Source organism: Streptomyces sp. NPDC054813 (assembly GCF_053611365.1).
Genome location: NZ_JBSHAF010000026.1, coordinates 51,825 through 74,732, shown reverse-complemented (window position 1 = coordinate 74,732; position 22,908 = coordinate 51,825). Strand labels below are relative to the sequence as shown.

Sequence of the window (22,908 nt, the reverse complement as noted above, 5' to 3'; positions counted from 1 at the left end):
ACCACAAGGCCCTGAACAGGACAAACGCTCCCGACTTGGACCACGTAGACGCCAGAACCGACCATTGTGGCGACTTCGCGAAGCTTCCCGATGGCCGGTTTCACATATCCCTTCTTTATGGCGTTCGCATTCCCGTGCGGGTCAGGCACGGCCGCCGAACCCGGCGGCGTTCACGCCGGGTTCTCCGCGACACCGGCCGCGACCACTACGAGGCCGAGGGGGTACGGACCGCCATCGCCGCTCGCGCCGTCGCGGACGACCGGACCGGTGGTGACGGCGATGCCGCAAGATGGACCCAGCATGGACCCAGCACAGGGCGGCGAACCGTACACCCGGAACCAGGGAGCGACGCGGTCGCCGGTCGACAGGAGGGCAGTACGCTGAGCGGCCGGATCGACCCGCGCATCACCCGGACCACCCAGGCCTTCGAGCGGGCCATCGTGGAACTCGCTTCGGAGCGGCCGGTCTCCCAGATCAGCGTCGCCGAACTGGCCGACCGCGCCGGGGTCACCCGAGCCACCTTCTACAACCGCTACAGCACTCCGCTGGAACTGCTCATCCAGGTCCTCGACGCCGACCTGGACCGTGGACACCGACTGGAGGACAAGAGGGCGCGGCACGGGCACCCGGCTGGCGATCTGCTGCGGCTGACCACCGCTGAAGTGGGCAACCACGTCGAACGGTTCCGGGCGGTCTACCGGCTCTCCCTCGACGATCCGGCGGCCAGCGGGGTCTACGACGCGCTCGTGCGCCACTTCAGCGAGTACGCCCTGGCGTTCATGGCACGCGGTGACCGCTCCGCGCTGCCCGACGCCAACCCGCAGGTGATCGCCCAGTTCATGGCGCACGGTTTCGCCGGTGCCATCAAGGCCTGGCTCAACGACCCCTCGGTCACCAAGGACGACATGGTCGACGCGGCCGTGGCGTGCGCTCCGGCGTGGTGGGCACCCGGGTATCTACCACGTTCGTCCTGACCCGGGCTCGGGGCACCCCTTCCCGTGATCGCCGTGCAGTGTCACCGAGCGATGGCCAATGGGTTGCCGTTCGCCTCAACTCTGGTTCCGGCGGGCTCTGTTGATACGGGATGGCGCCAGCGTTCGCCGTGCGGTCGCCGGCGAAGGGGCCGTACGACAGCCCGCTGGGGGGCGAGCGTGAGGGGACGCGGACCGGTCCTGTGCGCGACGGCGACGGCACCGCTGCTCACGGCGTGCACGGACGGCGGACAGAGCGACAAGGACGACGGCACGACGCCGAAGGCCGCGGCGAGCGCGTCGGGCGGCGCGAACGCGAGCGCCTCTCCGACCGCGGAGAGCGAGCCGTACACGCTGGCCGAGGCGGTCGCGCCCAGGACGCGGGACGAGGCGGTCGCGTTCGTGCGCGGGTCTGGCTCCCTGGGCCTCTAGAGGTCGTCCGGCGTCCCCAGTCCCGTCAGCGCGCCCACCGGGTCCAGGTCGGGGGTGCCTCTGGGCCACCAGTCGTCGTGGCCCGGTTCGGACTCGTAGGCGTACCACAGCCCGTCGCGGCCCAGCCGGAGCTGGACATGGCCGCCGGGGTGGGTCAGGTGGTTGCGCCAGGGCCGGAAGGCCGGGAGGTCGGCGGCCAGGAGCAGGGGTCTGGCCCGGTCGAAACGGCCGGCCGGCGGATCCCAGGGCTCCTCCAGCACGGCCAGCCCCTCCGGGCCGCCCTGCCGCCAGGCGGCTACCGCGCGGGCCAGGTCGCCCGGGGTGCGGCCGACGGCGTCCGCGAGCGAGGCGTAGAGGGCGCGGGTGGACGCGGTCAGGCCGGAGCCGGGGCGGGCCGCGGCGAGGCGTACCGCGTCCTGCCAGAGGGTCAGTCCGCCGACCGGGTCGCGTCCGGTGGCGAGCAGGGCGTGGGCGCGGGCGGCGGCGTCCGTGGCGAGCTGATCCAGCGTGAGGGCGTCGGGCCCGCCGGGCACGCCCGGGTACACCGGGGGCTGCTCGGGGTGTGACGGCACCGGCAACGGGGGTGGCAACGGCGGGAGTTGACGCGGCGCCAGGGCCTCGGTGGCACGGACGCCGGGCAGGGACACCGGCTGCCGCTCGCGGGCCGCGCGGGCGGCGTTGCGCCGGGACAGGGCGTCGAGGACCTCGCGCTCGCCGCGGCCGCGCAGCAGAAGCAGCACGAACGGGTCGGCGTCCAGCAGCCGCGCGGTCTGGTAGCAGAGGGCGGCCGCGTGCTTGCAGGGGTGCCCGAAGTCCGGGCAGCTGCAACGGGGTTCGAGCTCGCCGGGCCCCGGCAACAAGGGCACCCCGCTCTCGGCGAGGGTCTGCGGAAGCTCCTTGTCGAGCAACGCGGCGATGTCTCCTGGCCGGTCGGCGGCGGCCGCCAGGAACCGCTCCCACTCGTCCGCGCCGAAGGTGCGCAACCGCACCTGCACGCGATACGGCCGCGGCCGGCTCCCCTGCACATACGCCAGAACCAGCCCCGGCGTCACGGTGATGGCGTCCACGTGCCCCCGCTCGGCATAACCCCGCCCCCGCACCAGCCGCTTCACGTCCAATGCCCCCTCTTCCAACGCCCGCACCCAGGCGTTCCCCCACCAGGTCCCGGCAAAGTCCGCCCCGGATGCGCCGACCCGGGAGGGAAGTGAGGGAAAGGTCCGCCGAAGCTCGCTGTCGCGGTGGGGGGTGGCCATGGTGCGGGGCAGGCGGGGAGCGGTGGGGGCGCCCTCCGGCTCCGGGTGACCGGAGGTCGGGGCGGAGCCGGTCGGATCCGGAGGGCGAGGGACCGTGGCGGAGGCGGAGGAGAAGATCGGTTCCGGGGGGCCGGGAGGGGCGGTGGGTGCGAGGGTGTGCGGTTCCGGGGGGCCGGGAGGTGCGGTGGACGCGGGTGTGTGCGGATCCGGGGAGCCGAGGGGCGCGAGGGGCGCGGCAGCCGTCGGATCCGAGTGGTCGGGAGACGTGACGGACGCGGGGGTGCCGGACTGCGGACGCTCGGAGGCGGCAGGCGCCGGGACCGTCGGCTGCGGACGGTCGGTCGACGCAGTGGACGCACTGGACGCACTGGACGCGGCCGGAGTGGGATTCGTTTCGGAGTGTTGCGATGCCGTGGGTCGTGCCCCGTCTTCGTCGAGGTGCGCCGTGGAAGTCGCTCGGTCTGCCGGGGCGTCGGCCGGTGCCGGCTCGTTCGGCTCGGGTTCCTCTTTCGGCATCCTGAACGCGGTCGCCAGGAACTGCCTCAGGTCGTGGGCGGTGCGACCACGACCCGGCTCCGCCGGGGTCGGCGACGGCAGCCGGCGTACCGCGCGAACCGACGCTCCTTCCGAGGCTTCCGCCGCTGCCGCCTCGGCGCGCCGGGCCTCCGCGCGGGCCGCACGCAGCGCCTCGCGCGCGACGTCACCGGGGCGGGCGCCCGGTCGTCCGGCAGCGGGGGCCGGGCCGCCGGCGTCCACCGGCCCGGCGTCGGGGACAGCGGCACCACCATCCACGTCGGCCCGGCCCGCGTCGGCCCCGGCTTCGGCGTCCCGCCGCTCCACCTCCTTCGAGGCGGCGGCCGCCCGCAGCGCCAGTCGCGCCGCGTCGGACGCCCTGGATACCCGCTGCTCGGCGTCCGTACCCGGCGCGGCGGCGCCTCCGGGCCGCGCCCCGGCCGCTGCCGACTCGTCTCCCCCGGTCTCCGCACCGCGTCCCCGTGCCGCCCGCAGCGCCCGCCGTGCCGCGTCGCCCGGCCGCTGCTCGTCCTCGCTCATGACGTCCTCCGCAGCGACACCAGGTCCGACAGCTCGCGGTCCGTCAGTTCGGTCAGCGCGGACTCGCCGGAGCCCAGGATCGCGTCGGCGAGGGCGCGCTTGGCCTCGAGCATCTCGGCGATGCGGTCCTCCACCGTGCCCTCGGTGACCAGGCGGTGGACCTGGACGGGCTGGGTCTGGCCGATGCGGTACGCGCGGTCGGTGGCCTGCTCCTCCACCGCCGGATTCCACCAGCGGTCGAAGTGGACGACATGGCCCGCGCGGGTGAGGTTGAGGCCGGTGCCCGCGGCTTTCAGTGACAGCACCAGGACCGGGGTCGCGCCGCTCTGGAAGCGGTCCACCATGCGCTCCCGCTCCGGTACCGGTGTGCCGCCGTGCAGGAGGTCGACCGGGACCGCGCGGGCCTGGAGGTGCGCGGTGATCATGCGGGCCATGCCGACGTACTGGGTGAAGACCAGCACCGAGCCGTCCTCGGCGAGGACCGTGTCCAACAGTTCGTCGAGCAGGGTGAGTTTGCCGGAGCGGGCGGCCAGACCGTCGGCGCGCGTCTCCTCCTTGAGGTAGAGCGCGGGGTGGTCGCAGATCTGCTTCAGGGCGCCGAGGAGCTTGAGCACCAGGCCCCGGCGTGCGATGCCCTGCGCCGCCGTCTCGATGGCGAGCATCGACTCGCGGACCACGGCCTCGTACAGCGCGGCCTGTTCGCGGGTGAGGGGGACAGGGTGGTCGGTCTCGGTCTTGGGCGGCAGCTCGGGGACGATGCCCGGGTCGGACTTCTTGCGGCGCAACAGGAAGGGGCGGACCAGTCGGGCGAGCCGGGCCACCGCCTCCTGGTCCTCGCCGTTCTCGACGGCGCGCGCGTGCCGGGCACGGAAGGACTTCAGCGGGCCGAGGAGTCCGGGGGTGGTCCAGTCGAGCAGGGCCCAGAGTTCGGAGAGGTTGTTCTCCACGGGGGTGCCGGTGAGGGCCACGCGCGCGGGGGTCGGGATGGTGCGCAGCGCCTTGGCGGTGGCCGAGTAGGGGTTCTTGACGTGCTGTGCCTCGTCGGCGACGACCATGCCCCAGCGCTGGTCGGCGAGCCTGGCCGCGGTGGCGCGCATGGTGCCGTAGGTGGTGAGGACGAAGCCGCCGTCCAGGCCGTCCAGGGTGCGGTCGGGACCGTGGAAGCGGCGGACGGGGACGCCGGGCGCGAACCGGGCGATCTCCCGCTGCCAGTTGCCGAGCAGCGAGGCGGGACAGACCACCAGGGTCGGTTCGGTGCGGGCCCGCTTGAGGTGCAGGGCGATGACCGTGATCGTCTTGCCGAGGCCCATGTCGTCGGCGAGGCAGCCGCCGAGGCCGAGGGAGGTCATGAGGTCGAGCCACGCCAGGCCCCGCAGCTGGTAGTCGCGCAGGGTGGCCTGCAGGGCGGCGGGCGGCTCGGCAGGCCGGACGCCGGCCGTGAGGCGGTCGCGCAGGGCCGCGAGGAGGCCGACGGGGACCGCCTCGACGGTCTCGCCGTCCACCTCGGCCTCGCCGGTGAGTGCCACGGAGAGCGCGTCGACCGGGTCGAGCAGGCCCAGTTCGCGCTTGCGGGCCTTGCGGACCAGGGCCGGATCGACGAGCACCCAGCGGTCCCGCAGCCGTACGACCGGACGGTGGGCCTCGGCCAGCGCGTCCATCTCGGCGTCGCTGAGCGGGTCCCCGCCGAGCGCCAGCTGCCAGCGGAACTGGAGCAGTTCCTCACCCTCGAAGAAGCCCGTTCCGTCGGTCGCCGAGCCGGGGGCGGAGCGGATCACGGCGGCCGCGGTGAGGTCCTGGGCCAGGTCCCGGGGCCAGTGCACGGCGACCCCGGCCGCCGCGAGCCGGGTCGCGGCCACGCCGAGCAGATCACCCAACTCCTCCTCGGAGAGGGCGAGTACGTCCGGCACGTCCTGTGCGGCCAGCCGGTCCAGTGGTGGCCACACCCGCGCGGCCCGGCGCACGGCCAGCGCCGCGTCGACCCGCGCGCGGGGACCGAAGGCGGCGTCGGACCGTCCCGCCCACAGTGCCGCCGCGTCGGTCACCAGGGTGGGGTCGGCCAGGCTGTGCACCTGGACGATCGCCGCTCCCGCGCGCTGTGCTCCCTCGTCGTCGTCGAACAGGTCGTAGGCCGACAGGTCGAGGCGCAGCGAGATGCGCACGCCCGCGTCCATGCCGGCGGCGACCTCCGCGGCCCACTCCTGGGCGTCGGGCAGCCGCTGGGCCTCGCGGGCGGCGAACGGCCTGCCCGAGGTGTGCGGCGCGGCCGGGGTGCGGGGCAGGGTGTCGGCGACCGCGTCCAGGAAGGAGCGGACCAGCGCCTCCGGCTGGGGCAGCCGGAGCGGGCCGGGGCCGGGCAGCGGGACGGCGTGGCCCTCGGCGGGCAGGGCGGCGGCCACCGCGCGCAGGTGGGCGATGTCGGCGGGCTCCAGGGGCCCGGCGCGCCAGGCGTCGTGTCCGGCCGGTGTGAGGCCGGGCAGCAGGCGGCCCCGGGCGGCGAGCCGCAGCGCGTGCTGGGCGGCGGCGCCCCAGCAGGCGGTGGCGGGGTGGGCGGCCGGGTCGCGGCGGGCCCGCACGAGCAGGGGAAGGGCCTCGCCGAGTGGCAGGGTCAGCGCGGGGACCTGCCGGCGGCGGACACCGGCGCCGTGCCGTCGTACGACCGTCAGGTCCTCGGTCGTGGCGGCGGGCAGCGGGTCGCCGTCCGGGTCCCAGAAGGCGATGCGGCCCTGGCGCGGGAGGTCGGCGGGCAGATAGACCGCCGCCAGGCGCAGCGGGACGCCGTCAGGGGTCTCGGTCTCCGTGCCGCTCATACGTTCTGCCACCTCCCGCCCACATGTCGGATCAGACGTCTTCGACTGTACGGGCGGGGTCTGACAATCGGCCCCGGCGACCGGCCGGGGGCCGTGCTCACGGAACGGTGCGGGAGACGACGTAGATCATCGGGTAGTTCGGGTCGGCCGTGTTCACGACCACGTCCTGGGTGGGCGCCGGGTTCTTCTGCTTGTGCGTCAGGCCCGACCAGGGGCCGGGGCCGTTGAACTTCCAGCCGGTGATCTTCTGGTCGCGGGAGCTGATGCTGATGTCGTCCTTCTTGAGCGCGTCCCGGTTGACGCCCATGCCCTCAAGGAAGCTGTCCAGGCCGGCGCTGTTGGTCCGGAACTGGACGTAGAGACGGCTGGTCTTCCAGTTGTTCGTCTCGTAGTACGCGATCCTGTCGGCCGGGTGCGGGACCGGCACCTGGTAGAGCCGCCGCTGCACCTTCGACGGCCAGCCCTCGGTGAGGCCGGTCGCGGAGTACTTGGACTCCTTGTCCTTGCCGCTGTTGCGGCTCTGGGCGGCGGAGATCACCAGATAGCCGGCCGGTACGCCGATGAGCAGCCCGATGATCAGGAGCGTCAGCGCCCGGCGCTTGGCCTTGTGCCCCGGGGTCTCGGGCGGTCGCTTCGGTTCCTCCGGGGACGCGGCCTGGCGGGGCAGCGAAGCGGTCATGCGGTGTCCCGGGTGCGGCGGGCCTCCGCGAACCGCTCGTAGCGCTCGTACCGCTCGACCCGGCGCCGCTTGGCGCGCCGGAAGCGGCGGGCGACCAGGCGGGCGAGGTCGGCGGCGCCGACCATGCCGGCCTCGGGGCCCAGCTGGGCGCGGGCGATCCGGGCCTCGGGGCGGTAGCCGCGGCCGGTGAGCTGGCGCTTGAACGCGTCCCGCGCGGGGCCGATCAGCAGGTCGTCCGCGGCGCTCACGCCACCGCCGATGACGAAGCAGGACGGGTCGAGGGCGGCGGCGAGGTTGGCGATGCCGACGCCGAGCCACTGGCCGATGTCCTGGAGCAGTTCGATGCACATCGCGTCGCCCTCGCGGGCCAGCTCGGTGATCATCGGGCCGGTGATCTCGCCGATGTTGCCCTTGACGTGCTCGATGATCCCGTACGCCACCGGGGAGTCGGCCGCGGCCAGCTCCTTGGCCTCGCGGACCAGCGCGTTGCCGGAGCTGTACTGCTCCCAGCAGCCGCGGTTGCCGCACGCGCAGCGGTGACCGCCGGGCACGACCTGCATATGGCCGAACTCACCGGCGACGCCGTACTTGCCGCGCTTGACCTGGCCGTCCTCCAGGATGGCGCCGCCGATGCCGGTGCCGAGCGTGATCATGACCAGGTGGTCCTCGCCGCGGCCGGCACCGAACCGCCACTCCGCCCAGGCGGCGGTGTTGGCGTCGTTGTCGACGAGGACGGGGACCGAGAGCCGGCCGGAGAGGCGGTCACGCAGCGGTTCGTTGCGCCAGGACAGGTGCGGGGCGAAGAGCACGCGGTTGCGGTCGGCGTCGACCCAGCCGGCGGCGCCGATGCCGACGGCGTGCACGTCGTGCCGGTCGGACAGGTCCAGGACCAGCTCGACGATCGTGTCCTCGACGACCTTCGGGCTCTTGGACTTGTCCGGGGTCTCCGTACGGAGCTTCTCCAGGATGTTGCCGTCGGCGTCCACGACGCCCGCCATGACCTTGGTGCCGCCGATGTCGATGCCGACGGTGGGGACACGGGGGGCCGTCAGGTGGGACCGGCGCTCCCGTGTGCCGACCGTTCGCAGAACGGGGGCTCGGCGGGAGCCTATGGGGGCGGTGAGGTCGCGGTAGGTGCTCATCGGGCTTGATTCTGCCGCACGGGGAGGGGTGGCGCCGTTCGGGGGAGATAAGGAGGGGTGCGCGCCATTGCCGGGTGCGGGTGCGTCGCGGCTGGTCGCGCCCACGCGGCGGAGCCGCAAATCAACACAGCCCCGCGCCCCGCTCAGGAGCGCTGCAGCTCATGGCGTAGAGCGTCCAGGTCGCTTCCGCCGGCCATCTGGCCGGTCAGTTCTTCGAGTGTGATCTGGTCACGTGTGTGGCTCCCCACCATCGTGCCCCGCTTCAGCAGTACGAAGCGGTCGCCCACCAAGTACGCGTGATGCGGGTTATGGGTGATCAACACAACACCCAACCCCTGGTCGCGTGCCGCTGCCACGTACTTGAGGACCACACCTGACTGCTTCACTCCCAGTGCCGCCGTCGGCTCGTCCAGGATCAGGACCTTCGCGCCGAAGTAGACGGCCCTCGCGATCGCCACGCACTGGCGTTCGCCGCCCGACAGGGTGCCGATGGGCTGGTCGACGTCCCGCAGGTCGATGCCCATGCGGAGGAGTTCGGCGCGGGTGGTGCGGCGCATGAAGTCGACGTCCAGGCGCTTGAGCACACGGCCCTTGCGGGGTTCCGAGCCGAGGAAGAAGTTGCGCCACACCGGCATCAGCGGCACGACCGCCAGGTCCTGGTACACCGTGGCGATGCCACGGTCCAGGGCCTCGCGCGGGGAGGTCAGCGTCGTCTCCTCGCCCTCGACGACGAGCGTGCCGCCGTCGTGCCGGTGCAGGCCCGCGACGATCTTGATCAGGGTGGACTTGCCGGCCCCGTTGTCGCCGAGGACACAGGTGATCTCGCCGGCGTGGACCTCCAGGGAGACCCCCTCCAGGGCGCGGACGGTGCCGTAGTGCTTGCTGACGTCGGTCAGCCGGACGAGGGTCATGCGGTGGCCTCCGCGCGCTTGCGGACCCAGGTGTTGAGCAGGGTCGCGAGGAGCAGCATCGCTCCGAGGAAGAACTTGAACCAGTCGGGGTTCCATTCGGCGAAGACGATGCCCTTGCTGGTCATGCCGAAGATGAGCGCCCCGACAGCCGAGCCGACCGCGCTGCCGTAGCCGCCGGTGATCAGGCAGCCGCCGATGACGGCCGCGATGATGTAGATCAGCTCGTTGCCGACACCCTCGCCGGACTGGACGGCGTCGTACGAGAAGAGCAGGTGCTGGCCGGAGATCCAGGCGCCGAGCGCCACGCCCATGTAGAGGGCGATCCTGGTCCCGGTGACGGGGACGCCGACCGCGCGGGCCGCGTCCTGGTTGCCGCCGACCGCGAAGATCCAGTTGCCGGCGCGGGTGCGCAGCAGGATCCAGGAGGCGATCGCGACCAGGGCGAGCCACCAGAGGATCGTGATCTTGAAGTCGACGCCGCCGACGGTGAGCGTCGAGGCGAAGACCGCGTGGGCGGACGGGAAGCCCTCCATGTCGGCGATCGTCTTGGTGGAGACCGTGCCGTCGATCAGCTTGGTGAAGCCGAGGTTCATGCCGGTCAGCATCAGGAAGGTGCCCAGGGTGACGATGAAGCTGGGCAGCTTGGTGCGGGTGAGCACGAAGCCGTTGAACGCGCCGATGGCGAGGGTCACGACGAGCGAGACTCCTACGCCGACCCAGGTGTTCGCCGTCATCTGGTAGCTGAACATCGAGGAGATCAGCGCGGCGGACGTCACCAGGACCCCCGCGGAGAGGTCGAACTCGCCGCCGATCATCAGCAGCGCCACCGGTACGGCCATGATGCCGATCGTCGAGGAGGCGTAGAGGACCGTGCTGATGCTGGACGCGCGCACGAAGCCGTCGGCGGCCACGGCGAAGAAGAGGAAGACGGCGAGTGCGCCGACGACCGAGCCCAGCTCCGGACGGGAGAGGAGATTCCGCAGCGGAGAGGTCTGCAGAATCCTTTCATCAGGTGAGTGTTCCAAGGTGGCGCTCATCGGGTGCCCCGCTCGGTGTACTTCGCCAGCGCGGTCGCCTGGTCCTTGGTGATGATCTGCGGGCCGGTGAGCACCGGCTGCCCGCCGCCGAGGACGTCGCCGTTGTACTTGTAGAGCCACAGCAGGTCGACCGCCTGGTAGCCCTGGAGGTACGGCTGCTGGTCCACGGCGAAGCCGAGGGTGCCGTCCGCGAGCTCGGCGGCGACCTTTGCGTTGAGGTCGAAGGTGTCGACCTCGGCCGTGCTGCCCGCGTCCGTCTTCGCCTTCACGGCGGTGTCGGCATACGGCGCCCCGAGCGTGACGACGGCGTCGATCGACCGGTCGGCCTGGAGCTTCGCCTCGATCGAGGACTGCACGTCGGGCATGTTGGTGCCGTTGACGTAGAGGTTCTCGACCTCGCCGTCGAAGTTCTTGGCGACGCCCGCGCAGCGCTGCTCGTGGCCGACGTTGCCCTGCTCGTGCAGGACGCACAGGGCCTTCTTCCTGCCGCGCTCGTTCAGCTCGTCGCCAACCGCCTGACCCGCGATGGTCTCGTCCTGGCCGATGTGCGCGAGGGCACCGAAGGCCTTGGACTCCTCGGAACCGGAGTTCACGGTGATCACCGGGATGCCGGCCTTCTCGGCGCGGGCCACGGCCGCCTTGAGGGCGTCCGGCTTGGCGAGGGTGACGATGATCCCGTCGACCTTCTTGTCGACCGCCGCGTCCACGAGCTCGGCCTGCTGCTGGGCCTCGTCGTCGTGCGAGTACAGGAAGTTGATGTTGTCCTTGCGGGCGGCCTGCTTCGCACCGCTCTGCACGATGTCCCAGAAGGTGTCGCCGTCTCCCGAGTGAGTGATCATCGCGAAGGTCCAGCGGGGAGTGTTCACCGCCGCCCTCCCCTGGGCCGCCGCGGCGTTCCGGGCGTCCTCCGCCCGCTTGCCGCCGGTACTGCTGCATCCGGTGAGGGTGACGCCGAGCGCCCCCGCCACCGCGATGCCCACCCAGGTCCGAATCCGTGCCACGAGGCCGTGCCCTTCTTGCCGTGCTCATACGTGCGAGAGGGGCGGGCGAAGCTCACCGTGGGTGACCACCGACGGCGACCTCGCCTGCCCCAAAAGCCTCAGTATCGAACATGGGGTACACCCCTGACGGCGGCGGGCGGCACTCTGTGCTCACCTTGTCCGGACATTGCGACTAACGGAACGTCGGAAACGGGCCGCGTTCAGGACCGCACGAGCAGCTGGAACTCGAAGGAGTAGCGGGTCGGCCGGTAGATGTGGTCACCGAACTCGACGGCGCGGCCGGTGTCGTCGTACGTGGTGCGCCGCATGGTGAGCAGCGGGGCGCCCTCCGGCTCGGCGAGCCGCTCACCCTCGGCGGCCGTGGCGCCGCGCGCGCCGATGGACTGGCGGGCGCTGTGCAGGGTGATCCCGGCGGCCCGCATCAGGCGGTAGAGGCCGGTCGCCTCCAGCTGCCCGGTGTCCAGGTCGAGCAGGCCGGGCGGCAGGTAGTTGGTCAGGTACGCCATCGGCTCGCCGTGCGCCAGCCGCAGCCGCTCGATGCGGTGCACCTCGGTGTCCTCGGCGACCGCGAGCGCGGCGGCGATCTCGGCGGACGCCGGGACGACGGTGTTGACCAGTACCTTCGTCGCGGGGCGCTGACCGGCCGACTCCAGGTCGTCGTAGAGGCTGCTGAGCTCCAGGGGGCGTTTGACCTGGCTGTGCACGACCTGGGTGCCGACACCCCGGCGACGGACAAGGAGGCCCTTGTCGACGAGGGACTGGATGGCCTGACGCACGGTCGGGCGGGACAGGCCGAGCCGTGCGGCGAGCTCGATCTCGTTGCCCAGCAGGCTGCCGGGGGTGAGCGAGCCGTGCTCGATGGCCGCCTCCAGCTGCTGCGCGAGCTGGAAGTACAACGGCACCGGCGAGCTCCGGTCCACGCTGAGGTCGAGCGGCACGGTCGGGTCCACATCTGGTTTCGGCACGGGCCCGAGCGTATCCCCGTGACGGGTTGACGGGAAGTTGTGTAGTTCGATTGTCCGGACATACGGATTGACAGCGCACGGGGTGCACCCGCACCTTGTTCCCATGCGCATCGGGGTCATCGGTACGGGCCGCATCGGAACCATTCATGCGAACACGCTCAGCCGCAATCGTGAGGTCGGGTCACTGATCCTGACGGACGTGGATCCGGCGCGGGCCCAGGATCTGGCACACCGCCTGGGGGAGACGGCGGCACCCGGGACGGACGAGATCTTCAAGTGGGGCGTGGACGCCGTGGTGATCACCACCGCGACCTCGGCGCACGCCGACCTGATCGGCCGGGCCGCACGCTCCGGGATCCCGGTCTTCTGCGAGAAGCCGATCGCCCTCGACCTGCCGGGCACCCTGCACGCCCTGGCCGAGGTGGAGAAGGCCGGGACGGTGCTGCAGATGGGCTTCCAGCGGCGCTTCGACAAGGGGTACGCGGGCGCCCGTGAGGCCGTGCGCTCGGGCCGGCTCGGGCGGCTGCACACCGTGCGGGCGCTGACCTCCGACCAGTCGCCGCCTCCGCCGGAGTGGCTGCCGCTGTCCGGCGGGCTGTTCCGGGACACCCTGATCCACGACTTCGACGTGCTGCGCTGGGTGACCGGCCGCGAGGTCGTCGACGTGTACGCGACCGGTTCGGACGCCGGGCCCGCCATGTTCCGCGAGGCCGGTGACGTGGACACCGGCGCGGCCCTGCTCACCCTGGACGACGGCATGCTGGCCACCGCCACCGCGACCCGGCTGAACGGCGCCGGGTACGACGTGCGGATGGAGCTGGCCGGGGAGCTGGACACCGTGGTGGTCGGCCTGGACGACCGTACGCCGGTGGCCTCCACCGAGCCGACCGGACCGCCGCCCGCGGACAAGCCGTGGCCCGGCTTCCTGGAGCGGTTCGGACCCGCCTACGAGGCCGAGCTGTGCGCCTTCGTCGACGTGGTGCGCGGCGGGCTCGCCAACCCCTGCGACGGGCGCGAGGCGCTCCAGGCGCTGCGGATCGCGGAGGCGTGCGAGGTCTCCCGGCACGAGCGGAGACCGGTGGCCCTCACCGAGATCCCGGACCGACTGGGCTGACCGCGGCGCCACCGGCCGGCAGCCCACCGGCTACCAGCGCACCGGAAGGTTCCGCACCCCTCTCATCAGCGTGCCCGGCAGCCACTCGCCGTGCGGGCCGTCCAGGGCCAGGTCCGGGGCGCGCTCCAGGAGGGCGCGCAGGGCTGTGCGGCTCTCCAGGCGGGCCAGGGGTGCGCCCAGGCAGTAGTGGATGCCGTGGCCGAAGGCGAGGTGGCCGCGGTGGTCGCGGCGGATGTCGAAGCGGTCGGGCTCGGGGTAGCGGGCGCCGTCGCGGTCGGCGGCGGTGAGGCCGATCATCACCGGGTCGCCCCGCTCGATGGCGGTGCCGGCGATCTCCAGGGGCTCGGCGGCGTACCGGTACGTCGCGTTCTCCACCGGGCCCTCCCAGCGCAGGATCTCCTCGACCGCGCCGTCCAGGAGGCTCATGTCGGCGCGCAGGGACGCGAGTTGGGCTGGGTGGGTGAGCAGGGCGAGGACGCCGTTGCCGATCAGGTTGACGGTGGTCTCGTGGCCGGCGATCAGCAGCACGTAGGCCATGCCGCGCAGTTCCTCGACGGAGAGCCGGTCGCCGTCCTCGGTGGTGGTGCGGATCAGGTCGCTGAGCAGGTCGTCGCTCGGGCCCGCGCACCGCTTGTCCTCGATCAGCTCCTTCAGATAGTCGGCGAGCTCGGCGAACGCGTCGTACTCGTTGGCCGGACGGGCGGAGCCGACCACCTCGTTGGAGAGCTTCCGGAACCGTGCGCGGTCCAGCTCGGGGACGCCGAGCAGTTCGCTGATCACCGTGATCGGCAGCGGGTAGGCGAGGGCGTCTATGAGGTCGGCGCGGCCTCGCGGGAGCATCTCGTCGAGCAGGCGGTCGGTGATCTCCTGGATCCGCGGCTCCAGTGCGGCCACCCGGCGGGCGGTGAACGCGCGCGTGATGAGCCCGCGCAGCCGGGTGTGCCGGGGCGGGTCGGCGGCCAGCAGGTGCTTGCCGATCCGCTCCTCGTCGAGGAACCTGAAGCCGATCTTCTCGGTGTCCTTGGCCAGTCTGGGGTCGGCGAGCGCCGCGCGGGCCTCCTCGTACCCGACGACCAGCCAGGTCTCGTGGTACGCGTCGGGCAGCGGCCACCGCACCCGGTGCACCGGGCCGCGCTCGCGCAGCTGGGCGTAGACCGTGTGCGGGTCCGTGCGCAGACCGTCGCCGTACTCGCCGAGGTCGGTCACCTGCATGCTGTGCTCCCCCTTCAGGAGGTCCCCGAGGCCGTCCCGTACCCGGAGAACGTTCGGGGCGCCCGACTGGTGCCCCTACTCCTCCAGCACTCCCGCGTCGTATGCCAGCAGCGCGATCTGGACGCGGTTGTTCAGTCCGAGCTTGGCCAGGATGCGGGAGACGTGGGTCTTGACGGTGGCGACACTCATGAACAGGCCGGTGGCGATCTCGGCGTTGGCGAGGCCCTGGCCGACCGCGACGGCGACCTCGCGTTCGCGGTCGTTGAGGGCGGCGAGCCGGTCACGCGCGCGTGCCTGCCGGGTGTCGGCCCGGGTGCCCGCCGCGTGCCGCATCAGCTGGCGGGTGACGGCGGGCGACAGCACGGGGTCACCGGCCGCGACCCGGCGCACCGCGTCCACGATCTCGGCGGGCGGGGTGTCCTTGAGGACGAACCCGGCGGCCCCCGCGCGCAGGGCGTGCAACACCTGTTCGTCGGCGTGGAAGGTGGTCAGGACGACGACCTGCGGGGCGTCCGCACGCGCGCGCAGCCGCTCGGTGGCGGTGAGCCCGTCCACGGACGGCATCCGGATGTCCATCAGGACGACGTCCGGGTGGGTGCGGTCGACGAGCGCCTCGACCTCGTCGCCGTCGGCGCCCTCCCCGACGATCTCGATGTCCCCGGCCCCGCCCATCATCAGGGACAGGCCCGCCCGCACCAGGGGGTCGTCGTCGACGAGCAGCAGTCTGATCGCGGTCATGTCTCCTACGAAAGCACGCGGGTACGACATCACGTGGTCCTTCAGGCGACGGGCACGGGGGCTCAGGCGGCGGCCCCCCAGGGCAGCCAGGCCCGCACCTCGAAGCCGCCGTCGCCGGTGGCCCGGTGCTCCAGCCGTCCTCCGGCCAGCGTCGCGCGCTCGGTCAGGCCGATCAGACCCTGGCCCGAGCCGGGGACGTGCGGGGCGTCGGCCTCCGGGGCGGGGTTGTGCACGGTGATGTCCAGGCCGTCGCCGGGGGCTCCGGTGACGCGCACGGTGACCTCGGCGCCGGGGGCGTGCTTGCGGGCGTTGGTGAGGCCCTCCTGGGCGATGCGGTAGGCGGTGCGGCCGACGGAGGCGGGGACGGCTGCCGGGTCGCCGACGTGGTTGTCGAGGGTGACCTTCATGCCGGCCTGGCGGGACTCGCTGACGAGCGCGTCGAGGGCGGCCAGCGTGGGCTGCGGCCGGCCGCCCGCCTCGTCGCCGTCGGCGGCACGCAGGACGCCGATGATCTCGCGCAGGTCCTGGAGGGCCTCGTGGGCGCTCTCCCGGATCACCCCGGCCGCCCGCGCGATCTCCGCCTGGGGCGCGTCGGGACGGAACTCCAGGGCCCCGGCGTGCACGCTGAGCAGGGTCAGCCGGTGGGCGAGGACGTCGTGCATCTCCCGGGCGATGGCCTCCCGGGCCAGCCGCTGGGCCCGCTCGGCGCGCAGACCCGCCTCGGTCTCGGCCCGCTGCGCACGGTCGCGCAGGCTGACCATCAGCTGCCGCTTGGAGCGCACGAACATGCCGACGCTGATGACCAGGAGGGTGAAGAGCACGACCAGGATGACGACGGCCAGGTAGGGCAGGTCGGGGTCGGGACGCAGCCAGTAGAAGATCGGGACCAGCGCGAGGTTGACGCCGGCGATCCAGGCGACGTACCGGAACGGGCGGTGTACGGCGAGCGTGAACAGGGCGACCATGGCGGCGCCGCCCGCGGTGTCGGAGGCGAAGCCGACCGGGACCATGGCGATGGCCAGGCCCGTCGGCCAGCGGCGGCGCAGCCAGACCGCGGCGCAGGCCAGACCGCCGATCAGCTGGTCGGCGATCGCGAGGCCGTGGGAGACGTTCGGGTCCTGCCGCATGGTGTTCGCGGCGGCCACGCCCAGCAGGACGGCGAGCAGGAAACAGCTGAAGTCGACGAGCCAGTCCCGCGCGGTGCGCTTGGGCCGCCGGCCGGCCGGGCCAACTTCGGGATCGAGTTCATGGATCACGGCGGACGGGAAAAGCCACCGCCGCCGTTCGAACGTCCGTACCGAGATGTCACCGCTCACGGTCGACAAATCTACGCAGGACCCATCGGTGCCACCTCCCCGAGCACGGGATCGTCGACCAAAGTTGGGCTCGCGTGGACTTTCGGCACAGCACGCGCGCGTGCGCAGCGACTTCCGGCGGGCACGGCTCGCCCCGCGGCCGATGGCATGGGGGGAGGCCGCGGGGCGAGAGTCGTGCTGTGAAACAGCTGCTGGAACTGCTCGGATTCGTCGCTCTGGTGCAGGGTGCGCTGGGCCTGCTGCACGAGTTCACCCACTGGCACGTGGGTCTCGTGCAACGGCTCGGCTTCCTCGACGGCTACGGCGTCTACGCGAGCGTCGCACTCGTCGTGCTGGCGATCGCGCTGTTCGCCGTCGCGGAGAGCCGGAGGTCAGGCTGAACGCGGACCGGACCTCCGGCTGGTCGCGCCGTTCCTGGCGGTCGGCCGTTCGACTCGGCCGGGAACTCAGCAGCCGAAGTTGACCAGGTCGAACGTCACGTAGTGGTCCGCCGTGTAGTAGTCCTCCTGGGTCTTCTTGCCGGTCACGATGCGACGTGCTCCGCGCGTAGAAGAACCGGGCGTCTTCACGGTGTACTCGTGGTAGTAACCGCTGGCCTGGCTGGGCAGCACGCCCTCCTGGTTGCGGAAGACGACGCCGTCCTGCGAGTACGGGAACGGGCCGCCCGACGCGATCAGGTCGAGGGTGTCGTACGCCTGCGACGGCAGGTCGCTGTAGCAGATGCTGCCGACCGAGGCGGCCGCGGCGTCCGCCGTGGTGGCGGTGACCGTACCGCCGACGAGCAGGGCGCACAGGACGACGCCGGCGGCGCCGGTGCGGGTGATTCGTGGGGGGAATCTCATGGCTCCATGATGACGCGCGTAGACAGTGGCATGTCAATGACAAGTCTGAAGAATTTTCCGGCAAGTCCCGTGAGTTTTCAGGGAGTTAACCTGGGGCCCGCGGCCTTCACGGGGCGGGCCCCGGCCGCGCTAGGCGTTCGCGTCGGCGATGTAGGAACCGTAGTCGGGTCGGCCCGCCAGGTCGTACGACTGGATGGAGACGCCCGCCGCGGTGACCCGGCCGCCGGTGTGCCGGAACTTCGTCGGCACGGCGCCCTCCGCGAAGAAGCGGCGGCCGCTGCCCAGCACGACCGGGAACGTCAGCAGGTGGAGGGTGTCGACCAGGCCCAGGTCCAGCAGGGAGCGGACCAGCGCGCCGCTGCCGTGCACCTGGAGCTCGCCGTCGGTGCGCTCCTTGAGGGCCGTGACCTCCTTGGCGAGGTCGCCGCCGAGGACTGTGGTGCCGGACCATCCGGGGCCGGTGAGGGTCGCGGAGGGAACGTACTTCGGGAGCCCGTTGAGCCTGGCCGCGATCGGGTCGGCGGGGTCGGTGACCTTCGGCCAGAACGAGGCGAAGATGTCGTACGTACGGCGGCCGAGCAGGAAGGCGCCGACCCGGTCGAAGACCTCGGTGACGAACCCGCCGAATTCCGCGTCGCCGTAGGGGTGGCTCCAGCCGCCGTGGGTGAAGCCGCCGCTGGGGTCCTCCTCGGGGCCGCCGGGCGCCTGGTAGACGCCGTCGAGGGTGACGAACATGGTGGAGACGAGCTTGCCCATGAGGGGTGCCTGCTTCCTGGGGTGCCGTGCGGTCTGCTGTCGTCAGCTCAGACCCGGCGGGCGCCCGCAACTCATCGGCCGTGATCGTCCCTACGACGGCTCACCCCGCGTGCGTCGAGAACAGTCCGCCCGTCGGGCCCTGCTTGTCGCCGCCCTGGGCCTTCTTCAGGGCGTTGGCGAGGCTCTCGATGGTGAGGGACTGCAGGATCACCCGGCCGTTGCCCTCCAGGGTGGCCAGGGAGAGGCCCTCGCCGCCGAAGACGGCGTTCATGAGGCCCTGGCGGTTGAGGCCGCCGACGCGCTGGACGCCGTACTGGATGCCCTCCTCGAAGGCGACGACACAGCCCGTGTCGACCTCTATACGGCCGCCGAAGTCGGCGGGGTTGAGGTCGATGAAGTTGCCGGCGCCGGCGATGATCACGGTGCCGTGGCCGGTGAACTTCTCCAGGATGAAGCCCTCGCCGCCGCTCATGCCGGTGCGGCCGCCCTGGAAGGCGATGCCGAACTCGACGGTGGACTCGGCCGCCACGAAGGCGTCCTTCTCGGCGAACCACGCGCGTGTGCCGTTGAGCTCCAGGGCGCGCATCTCGCCGGGCAGCACGCCCGCGAAGCCGACGGTGCCTTCACCGCCCTGTGCGCTGAAGTACTGGAAGGCCAGTGACTCGCCGGCGAGCATGCGCTGGCCGACCTGCATGGCGGTGCCCATGGCCTGGCGCAGCATGCCGCCCATGCCACCGCCACCGCCCTGGGGCTGCCCGCCGCCGTTCGGGCCGCTGAGCCGGGTCTCCATGGTCACGTTCGTGGTCTTGAACAGGAACTTTCCGGCTTCGCAGTAGACGGTCTGGCCGGGGTGCAGGTTGACGACCGCCATCTGCATGGCGTTGCCGACGATTTCTTGCTGAAGGGTCACGGGAAAAGAACGTAGCCGACGCTTCAGCGGTTCCCTCGCCCGCCCACCCGACTCGTTGCCCGAGCGGCGAGCTCGAAAGGCGACCGAGTCGGGTGGGCAGGCGGGAAAGGCGGGTCAGGACAGTTCGCGGTGCCTCGCCGTCAGGGTCGCCGATCCCGTCTCTGTCGGCGTTCCGAACAGCCGCAGGCGGGAGATTCCGCCGTCCGGGAAGATGTCCACGCGCGCGTGCGTGCCCACAGCGGGGGAAGCCAGGACGAAGCGGTGGCTGGTGTCCGGCTGGAGGCGGGTGCGCGGGAGGATCTCCCGCCAGTCGCCGTCCTCGCCGTCCCGCACCGACACCGACGCCCAGCCCGCGCTGTTGCCCTTCAGGTACGCCGTGTCGATCTCGATCGCCCGGATCTGGGACTGGGCCACCAGCCGGTAGCGGATCCAGTCGTTGCCCTGGTCGCGGCGCCGGCGCGTCTCCCAGCCGTCGTCCATCTTGCGGGAGCGGCCCGGCTGGATGGTGTTGGTGGCCGGTGAGTAGAAGAGGTCGGAGGCGTCCTCGACCTGACCGCCGTTCTCCAGGGCGAGCACGTCGAAGGTGCCGAGCGCGGCGAGCCAATCGGGGTCCGGGGCGACCTCGCCGTACACGCGCAGGCGGGCGATGCCGCCGTCGGGGTGCTGGTTGACGCGGAGGTGGGTGAAGCGCTGTTCGACGGAGACGGCGAAGCCGTTCGCCGCGTGGCCGCCCACCCGCGTGCGCGGGACGAGCGTCGTCCATTTCACGTCGTCGCCGAGGAGTTCCTCGGGGGACGGCGAGCCCGGCGCCGACGTGCCCTCGACCGACACCGCCTGCGGGTAGTTGCCGCGGAAGTGGGCCGTGTCGACGACGATCCCGCGGACGACGCCGGGGGCGCCGAGGCGAACCAGCGCCCAGTCGTGGTCCTCGGCCGTCGGCCAGGGGTGCCCGGCCGAGACTCCGCGGCGGCGGCGCGTCTCCCAGCCGTCCATGATCTTGCCCTTGTGCCCGAAGTGCTCGGGGTCGAACTCGGGCCGCCCGGGCACCAGCAGGTTCTCCCGCTGGGCGAAGAACTCGTCGTTGGCGGCGATGACCCCGGCGCCGAGCTGCCGGTCGGCGAGGTTGGCGTACTGGGTGAAGGGGAGGTCGGCGGTGCGGTAGTCGGCGTACGGGTCGCCGCCGGAGTAGGGGTTCGCGTCGCCGGTGAAGGTCGGGATCGCCGTCAAAGAAGGTCTTCCTCTCAGGTGTCGGCCGCTGCGGGTGCGGAAGCGAGCGGTGGTCAGGGGGTGCGGGTCAGCAGGCGTCCCTTCGGGGCCGTGAACGCGCCGTCCGCGACGATGCGTTCGCCGCGCAGCCAGGTGGACCTCACGACGCCGTACAGGGTCTTGCCCGCGTACGCGGTGACCCGGTTGCGGTGCTGGAGGTCCGCCGGGTCCACGGTGAAGGTCGCGTCGGGCGCGAGGACGGCGAAGTCGGCGTCCCGGCCCGGGGCGATGGCGCCCTTGCGGTCGTCGAGGCCGACGAGCGCGGCCGTGCGGGCCGACATCCAGCGGACCACGTCCTCAAGACCGTGGCCGCGCCTGCGGGCCTCGGTCCACACGGCGGGGAGGCTGAGCTGGAGGCCGGAGATGCCGCCCCACGCGGTCGCGAAGTCGGCGGTCTTCAGGTCGGCGGTCGAGGGCGAGTGGTCGGTGACCACACAGTCGATGGTGCCGTCGGCCAGTGCCTGCCAGAGCAGGTCCTGGTTGGCCGACTCCCGGATGGGCGGGCAGCACTTGAACTCGCTGGCGCCGTCCGGGACTTCCTCGGCGGTGAGGGTGAGGTAGTGCGGGCAGGTCTCGACGGTGATCCGTACGCCGTCCCGCTTGGCCTCGGCGATCAGCGGCAGCGCGTCCGACGAGGACAGGTGCAGGACGTGCACGCGCGCGTGGAGGCGTTTCGCCTGCGCGATCAGCTGCGCGATCGCCGTGTCCTCCGCGTCGCGCGGACGCGAGGCCAGGAAGTCGGCGTATCGGGGGCCGCCGTGCTGCGGGGCGGCGGCCAGGTGGTGCGGGTCCTCGGCGTGCACGATCAGCAGGCCGCCGAAGGAGGTGATCTCCGCCAGGGACCGCGCGAGCCGCTCCTGGTCGAGATGCGGGAACTCGTCGACGCCGGACGGCGACAGGAACGCCTTGAAACCGAAGACCCCGGCGTCGTGCAGCGGGCGCAGGTCCTTGACGTTGTCGGGCAGCGCGCCGCCCCAGAAGCCGACGTCCATGTGCGCCTTGTCGGCCGCGACCTCCTGCTTGACCCGGAGGTTGTCGACGGTCGTGGTCGGCGGGAGGGAGTTGAGCGGCATGTCGACGAGGGTGGTGATGCCGCCGGCCGCCGCCGCGCGCGTGGCGGTCCAGAAGCCCTCCCACTCGGTGCGCCCCGGGTCGTTCACATGCACATGGGTGTCGACCAGGCCGGGCAGCAGCACGTCGTCGCCGAAGTCCTCCCGGCGGGCGCCCGCCGGGACGGGGGCGTCGTACGGCAGTACGGCGGTGATCGTCCCGGCGGACACGGCGACCGAAGCGGCCCGTGTCCCCTCCGGGGTGATGACGCGCGTCGAGCGCAGCACCAGTTCAGCGTCGGACACCCGGACCCCTCTCTCTGCCGCCGTTTTACTTCCGGGAAACGGGATTTACACCCATGTAACGGAATTCAACGTTCTGTTGAAGGAGTCTTCACTCCCGCCCCCGCGCCGTCAAGGGCACGCCGCTTCCCGGGGCCACACGGGCTCACACTCTGGACGTTTCCACAAAGTGGAATTATAATTCCGCCAAGTAGAACGTAGCTACGCACAAGAAGGGCGTCAACCGGCCGCCGGGTAGGCTTCTGCTCTTCTGCCCGGTCCGAAAGGCAGCCCCGAAAGGAACGCGCCGTGCCGACGTCCAGCGCCAGCACCACCGACTCCGCCAAGTCCAACGGCGGCGGCGTCCAGTCCCTCGAGCGCGCCTTCGATCTGCTGGAGCGGATGGCGGACGCGGGCGGCGAGGTCGGCCTGAGCGAGCTGTCCGCGAGCAGTGGGCTGCCGTTGCCGACGATCCACCGGCTGATGCGCACACTGGTCGCCTGCGGCTATGTACGCCAGCAGGCCAACCGGCGGTACGCGCTCGGGCCCCGGCTGATCCGGCTCGGCGAGTCGGCGTCCCGGCTGCTGGGCACCTGGGCACGGCCGTACCTCGCGCGACTGGTCGAGGAGACCGGCGAGACGGCGAACATGGCGCTGCTCGACGGGGACGAGATCGTGTACGTGGCGCAGGTGCCGTCGAAGCACTCGATGAGGATGTTCACCGAGGTGGGCCGGCGGGTGCTGCCGCACTCCACGGGGGTGGGGAAGGCGCTGCTGGCGAGTGTGCCGGACGCCGAGGTGCGGGCGCTTCTGGCGCGGACCGGGATGCCCGCGGCCACGGAGAAGACGATCACCACTCCGGAGGGGTTCCTGAGCGCCCTGGCGGAGGTACGGCAGCTGGGGTACGCCGTGGACGACAACGAGCAGGAGGTCGGGGTGCGGTGCCTGGCGGTGTCCGTGCCGGATTCGCCCACCGCGGCGGCCATTTCGATCTCCGGGCCCGCGGGGCGGGTCACCGAGGCGGCGACGGAGAAGATCGTGCCGGTGCTGCAGCAGGTGGCTGTTGAGTTGTCCCAGGCGTTGGCGAGTTCAGGAGCCTAGACAAAGGGGCCGACACCGCTGTCGGCGGGTGCGGGCGCGTGGGGGCCCGGCACGCCCACGCGGCGGTAGCC

Annotated in this window: 22 protein-coding genes; 5 read left to right on the top strand and 17 right to left on the bottom strand. The window is 72.1% G+C overall.

Annotated features, from left to right (window positions below; all coding sequences use genetic code 11):
- Window positions 1-170: 170 nt before the first annotated feature.
- Complete coding sequence (locus tag ACWGJB_RS38990; RefSeq protein WP_453384780.1) at window positions 171-302, bottom strand: hypothetical protein; 132 nt, start codon at window positions 300-302, stop codon at window positions 171-173.
- A 138-nt stretch (window positions 303-440) separates the two neighbouring features.
- Between ACWGJB_RS38990 and ACWGJB_RS38985 the strand changes: the two genes are divergently transcribed.
- Both ACWGJB_RS38985 and ACWGJB_RS38980 read left to right on the top strand, forming a co-directional pair.
- Window positions 441-974 (top strand): TetR/AcrR family transcriptional regulator, encoded by a 534-nt coding sequence (locus ACWGJB_RS38985; protein WP_453384779.1) that lies wholly within the window; start codon window positions 441-443, stop codon window positions 972-974.
- Between the two features lie 177 nt (window positions 975-1,151).
- The gene (locus tag ACWGJB_RS38980; protein WP_453384778.1) at window positions 1,152-1,403 is read left to right on the top strand and encodes a hypothetical protein; all 252 of its coding nucleotides are present in this window, start codon (window positions 1,152-1,154) and stop codon (window positions 1,401-1,403) included.
- Here ACWGJB_RS38980 and ACWGJB_RS38975 read toward each other — a convergent pair.
- The 8 genes from ACWGJB_RS38975 to ACWGJB_RS38940 form a co-directional block, all read right to left on the bottom strand.
- Window positions 1,400-3,709, bottom strand: a complete 2,310-nt coding sequence (locus ACWGJB_RS38975) for an SWIM zinc finger family protein (RefSeq protein ID WP_453384777.1) — start codon at window positions 3,707-3,709, stop codon at window positions 1,400-1,402. The genes ACWGJB_RS38980 and ACWGJB_RS38975 overlap by 4 nt on opposite strands.
- The gene (locus ACWGJB_RS38970) at window positions 3,706-6,516 is read right to left on the bottom strand and encodes an SNF2-related protein (protein ID WP_453384776.1); all 2,811 of its coding nucleotides are present in this window, start codon (window positions 6,514-6,516) and stop codon (window positions 3,706-3,708) included. Before ACWGJB_RS38970 ends, ACWGJB_RS38975 begins: the two co-directional genes overlap by 4 nt.
- 97 nt (window positions 6,517-6,613) lie before the next feature.
- On the bottom strand, window positions 6,614-7,195 hold the full coding sequence (locus ACWGJB_RS38965; protein WP_453384775.1) for a sugar kinase: 582 nt from the start codon (window positions 7,193-7,195) through the stop codon (window positions 6,614-6,616).
- Complete coding sequence (locus ACWGJB_RS38960) at window positions 7,192-8,337, bottom strand: ROK family glucokinase (RefSeq protein WP_453384774.1); 1,146 nt, start codon at window positions 8,335-8,337, stop codon at window positions 7,192-7,194. The genes ACWGJB_RS38965 and ACWGJB_RS38960 overlap by 4 nt, the downstream gene beginning before the upstream one ends.
- A 143-nt stretch (window positions 8,338-8,480) precedes the next feature.
- Window positions 8,481-9,248 carry an ATP-binding cassette domain-containing protein gene (locus ACWGJB_RS38955; RefSeq protein ID WP_453384773.1) on the bottom strand — a complete coding sequence of 256 codons (768 nt, stop codon included), beginning with the start codon at window positions 9,246-9,248 and terminating at the stop codon, window positions 8,481-8,483.
- Window positions 9,245-10,285 (bottom strand): ABC transporter permease, encoded by a 1,041-nt coding sequence (locus ACWGJB_RS38950; RefSeq protein WP_453384772.1) that lies wholly within the window; start codon window positions 10,283-10,285, stop codon window positions 9,245-9,247. Before ACWGJB_RS38950 ends, ACWGJB_RS38955 begins: the two co-directional genes overlap by 4 nt.
- Window positions 10,282-11,286 (bottom strand): sugar ABC transporter substrate-binding protein, encoded by a 1,005-nt coding sequence (locus tag ACWGJB_RS38945; RefSeq protein WP_453384771.1) that lies wholly within the window; start codon window positions 11,284-11,286, stop codon window positions 10,282-10,284. Before ACWGJB_RS38945 ends, ACWGJB_RS38950 begins: the two co-directional genes overlap by 4 nt.
- Window positions 11,287-11,486: 200 nt before the next feature.
- Window positions 11,487-12,224: a GntR family transcriptional regulator gene (locus tag ACWGJB_RS38940; RefSeq protein WP_453384849.1), complete on the bottom strand. Its 738-nt coding sequence runs from the start codon at window positions 12,222-12,224 to the stop codon at window positions 11,487-11,489.
- A 130-nt stretch (window positions 12,225-12,354) separates the two neighbouring features.
- Here ACWGJB_RS38940 and ACWGJB_RS38935 point away from each other — a divergent pair, with 130 nt between their 5' ends.
- Entirely contained in the window at window positions 12,355-13,365 is a 1,011-nt protein-coding gene (locus ACWGJB_RS38935; RefSeq protein WP_453384770.1) for a Gfo/Idh/MocA family protein, read from the top strand.
- A gap of 30 nt (window positions 13,366-13,395) precedes the next feature.
- Here ACWGJB_RS38935 and ACWGJB_RS38930 read toward each other — a convergent pair whose 3' ends face one another.
- From ACWGJB_RS38930 to ACWGJB_RS38920, 3 genes are all read right to left on the bottom strand, one after another.
- Complete coding sequence (locus tag ACWGJB_RS38930; RefSeq protein WP_453384769.1) at window positions 13,396-14,577, bottom strand: cytochrome P450 family protein; 1,182 nt, start codon at window positions 14,575-14,577, stop codon at window positions 13,396-13,398.
- Between the two features lie 75 nt (window positions 14,578-14,652).
- The gene (locus tag ACWGJB_RS38925; protein ID WP_453384768.1) at window positions 14,653-15,315 is read right to left on the bottom strand and encodes a response regulator; all 663 of its coding nucleotides are present in this window, start codon (window positions 15,313-15,315) and stop codon (window positions 14,653-14,655) included.
- A 62-nt stretch (window positions 15,316-15,377) separates the two neighbouring features.
- Window positions 15,378-16,640 (bottom strand): sensor histidine kinase, encoded by a 1,263-nt coding sequence (locus ACWGJB_RS38920; protein WP_453384767.1) that lies wholly within the window; start codon window positions 16,638-16,640, stop codon window positions 15,378-15,380.
- Window positions 16,641-16,810: 170 nt separating this feature from the next.
- Here ACWGJB_RS38920 and ACWGJB_RS38915 point away from each other — a divergent pair, with 170 nt between their 5' ends.
- Window positions 16,811-17,011 (top strand): hypothetical protein, encoded by a 201-nt coding sequence (locus ACWGJB_RS38915; RefSeq protein WP_453384766.1) that lies wholly within the window; start codon window positions 16,811-16,813, stop codon window positions 17,009-17,011.
- 66 nt (window positions 17,012-17,077) lie between these two features.
- Here the strand turns inward: ACWGJB_RS38915 and ACWGJB_RS38910 are convergent, their stop codons facing one another.
- From ACWGJB_RS38910 to allB, 5 genes are all read right to left on the bottom strand, one after another.
- Window positions 17,078-17,473: a ribonuclease gene (locus ACWGJB_RS38910; RefSeq protein ID WP_453384765.1), complete on the bottom strand. Its 396-nt coding sequence runs from the start codon at window positions 17,471-17,473 to the stop codon at window positions 17,078-17,080.
- 129 nt (window positions 17,474-17,602) lie between these two features.
- Window positions 17,603-18,229, bottom strand: a complete 627-nt coding sequence (locus tag ACWGJB_RS38905; protein ID WP_453384764.1) for a dihydrofolate reductase family protein — start codon at window positions 18,227-18,229, stop codon at window positions 17,603-17,605.
- A 100-nt stretch (window positions 18,230-18,329) separates the two neighbouring features.
- The gene (locus tag ACWGJB_RS38900; protein ID WP_453384763.1) at window positions 18,330-19,139 is read right to left on the bottom strand and encodes an AIM24 family protein; all 810 of its coding nucleotides are present in this window, start codon (window positions 19,137-19,139) and stop codon (window positions 18,330-18,332) included.
- Between the two features lie 114 nt (window positions 19,140-19,253).
- Window positions 19,254-20,366 (bottom strand): allantoicase, encoded by a 1,113-nt coding sequence (alc, locus tag ACWGJB_RS38895; protein ID WP_453384762.1) that lies wholly within the window; start codon window positions 20,364-20,366, stop codon window positions 19,254-19,256.
- A gap of 53 nt (window positions 20,367-20,419) precedes the next feature.
- Window positions 20,420-21,760 carry an allantoinase AllB gene (gene allB, locus ACWGJB_RS38890; RefSeq protein ID WP_453384761.1) on the bottom strand — a complete coding sequence of 447 codons (1,341 nt, stop codon included), beginning with the start codon at window positions 21,758-21,760 and terminating at the stop codon, window positions 20,420-20,422.
- 285 nt (window positions 21,761-22,045) lie between these two features.
- Between allB and ACWGJB_RS38885 the strand changes: the two genes are divergently transcribed.
- Window positions 22,046-22,837 carry an IclR family transcriptional regulator gene (locus tag ACWGJB_RS38885; protein ID WP_453384760.1) on the top strand — a complete coding sequence of 264 codons (792 nt, stop codon included), beginning with the start codon at window positions 22,046-22,048 and terminating at the stop codon, window positions 22,835-22,837.
- Window positions 22,838-22,908 lie beyond the last annotated feature (71 nt).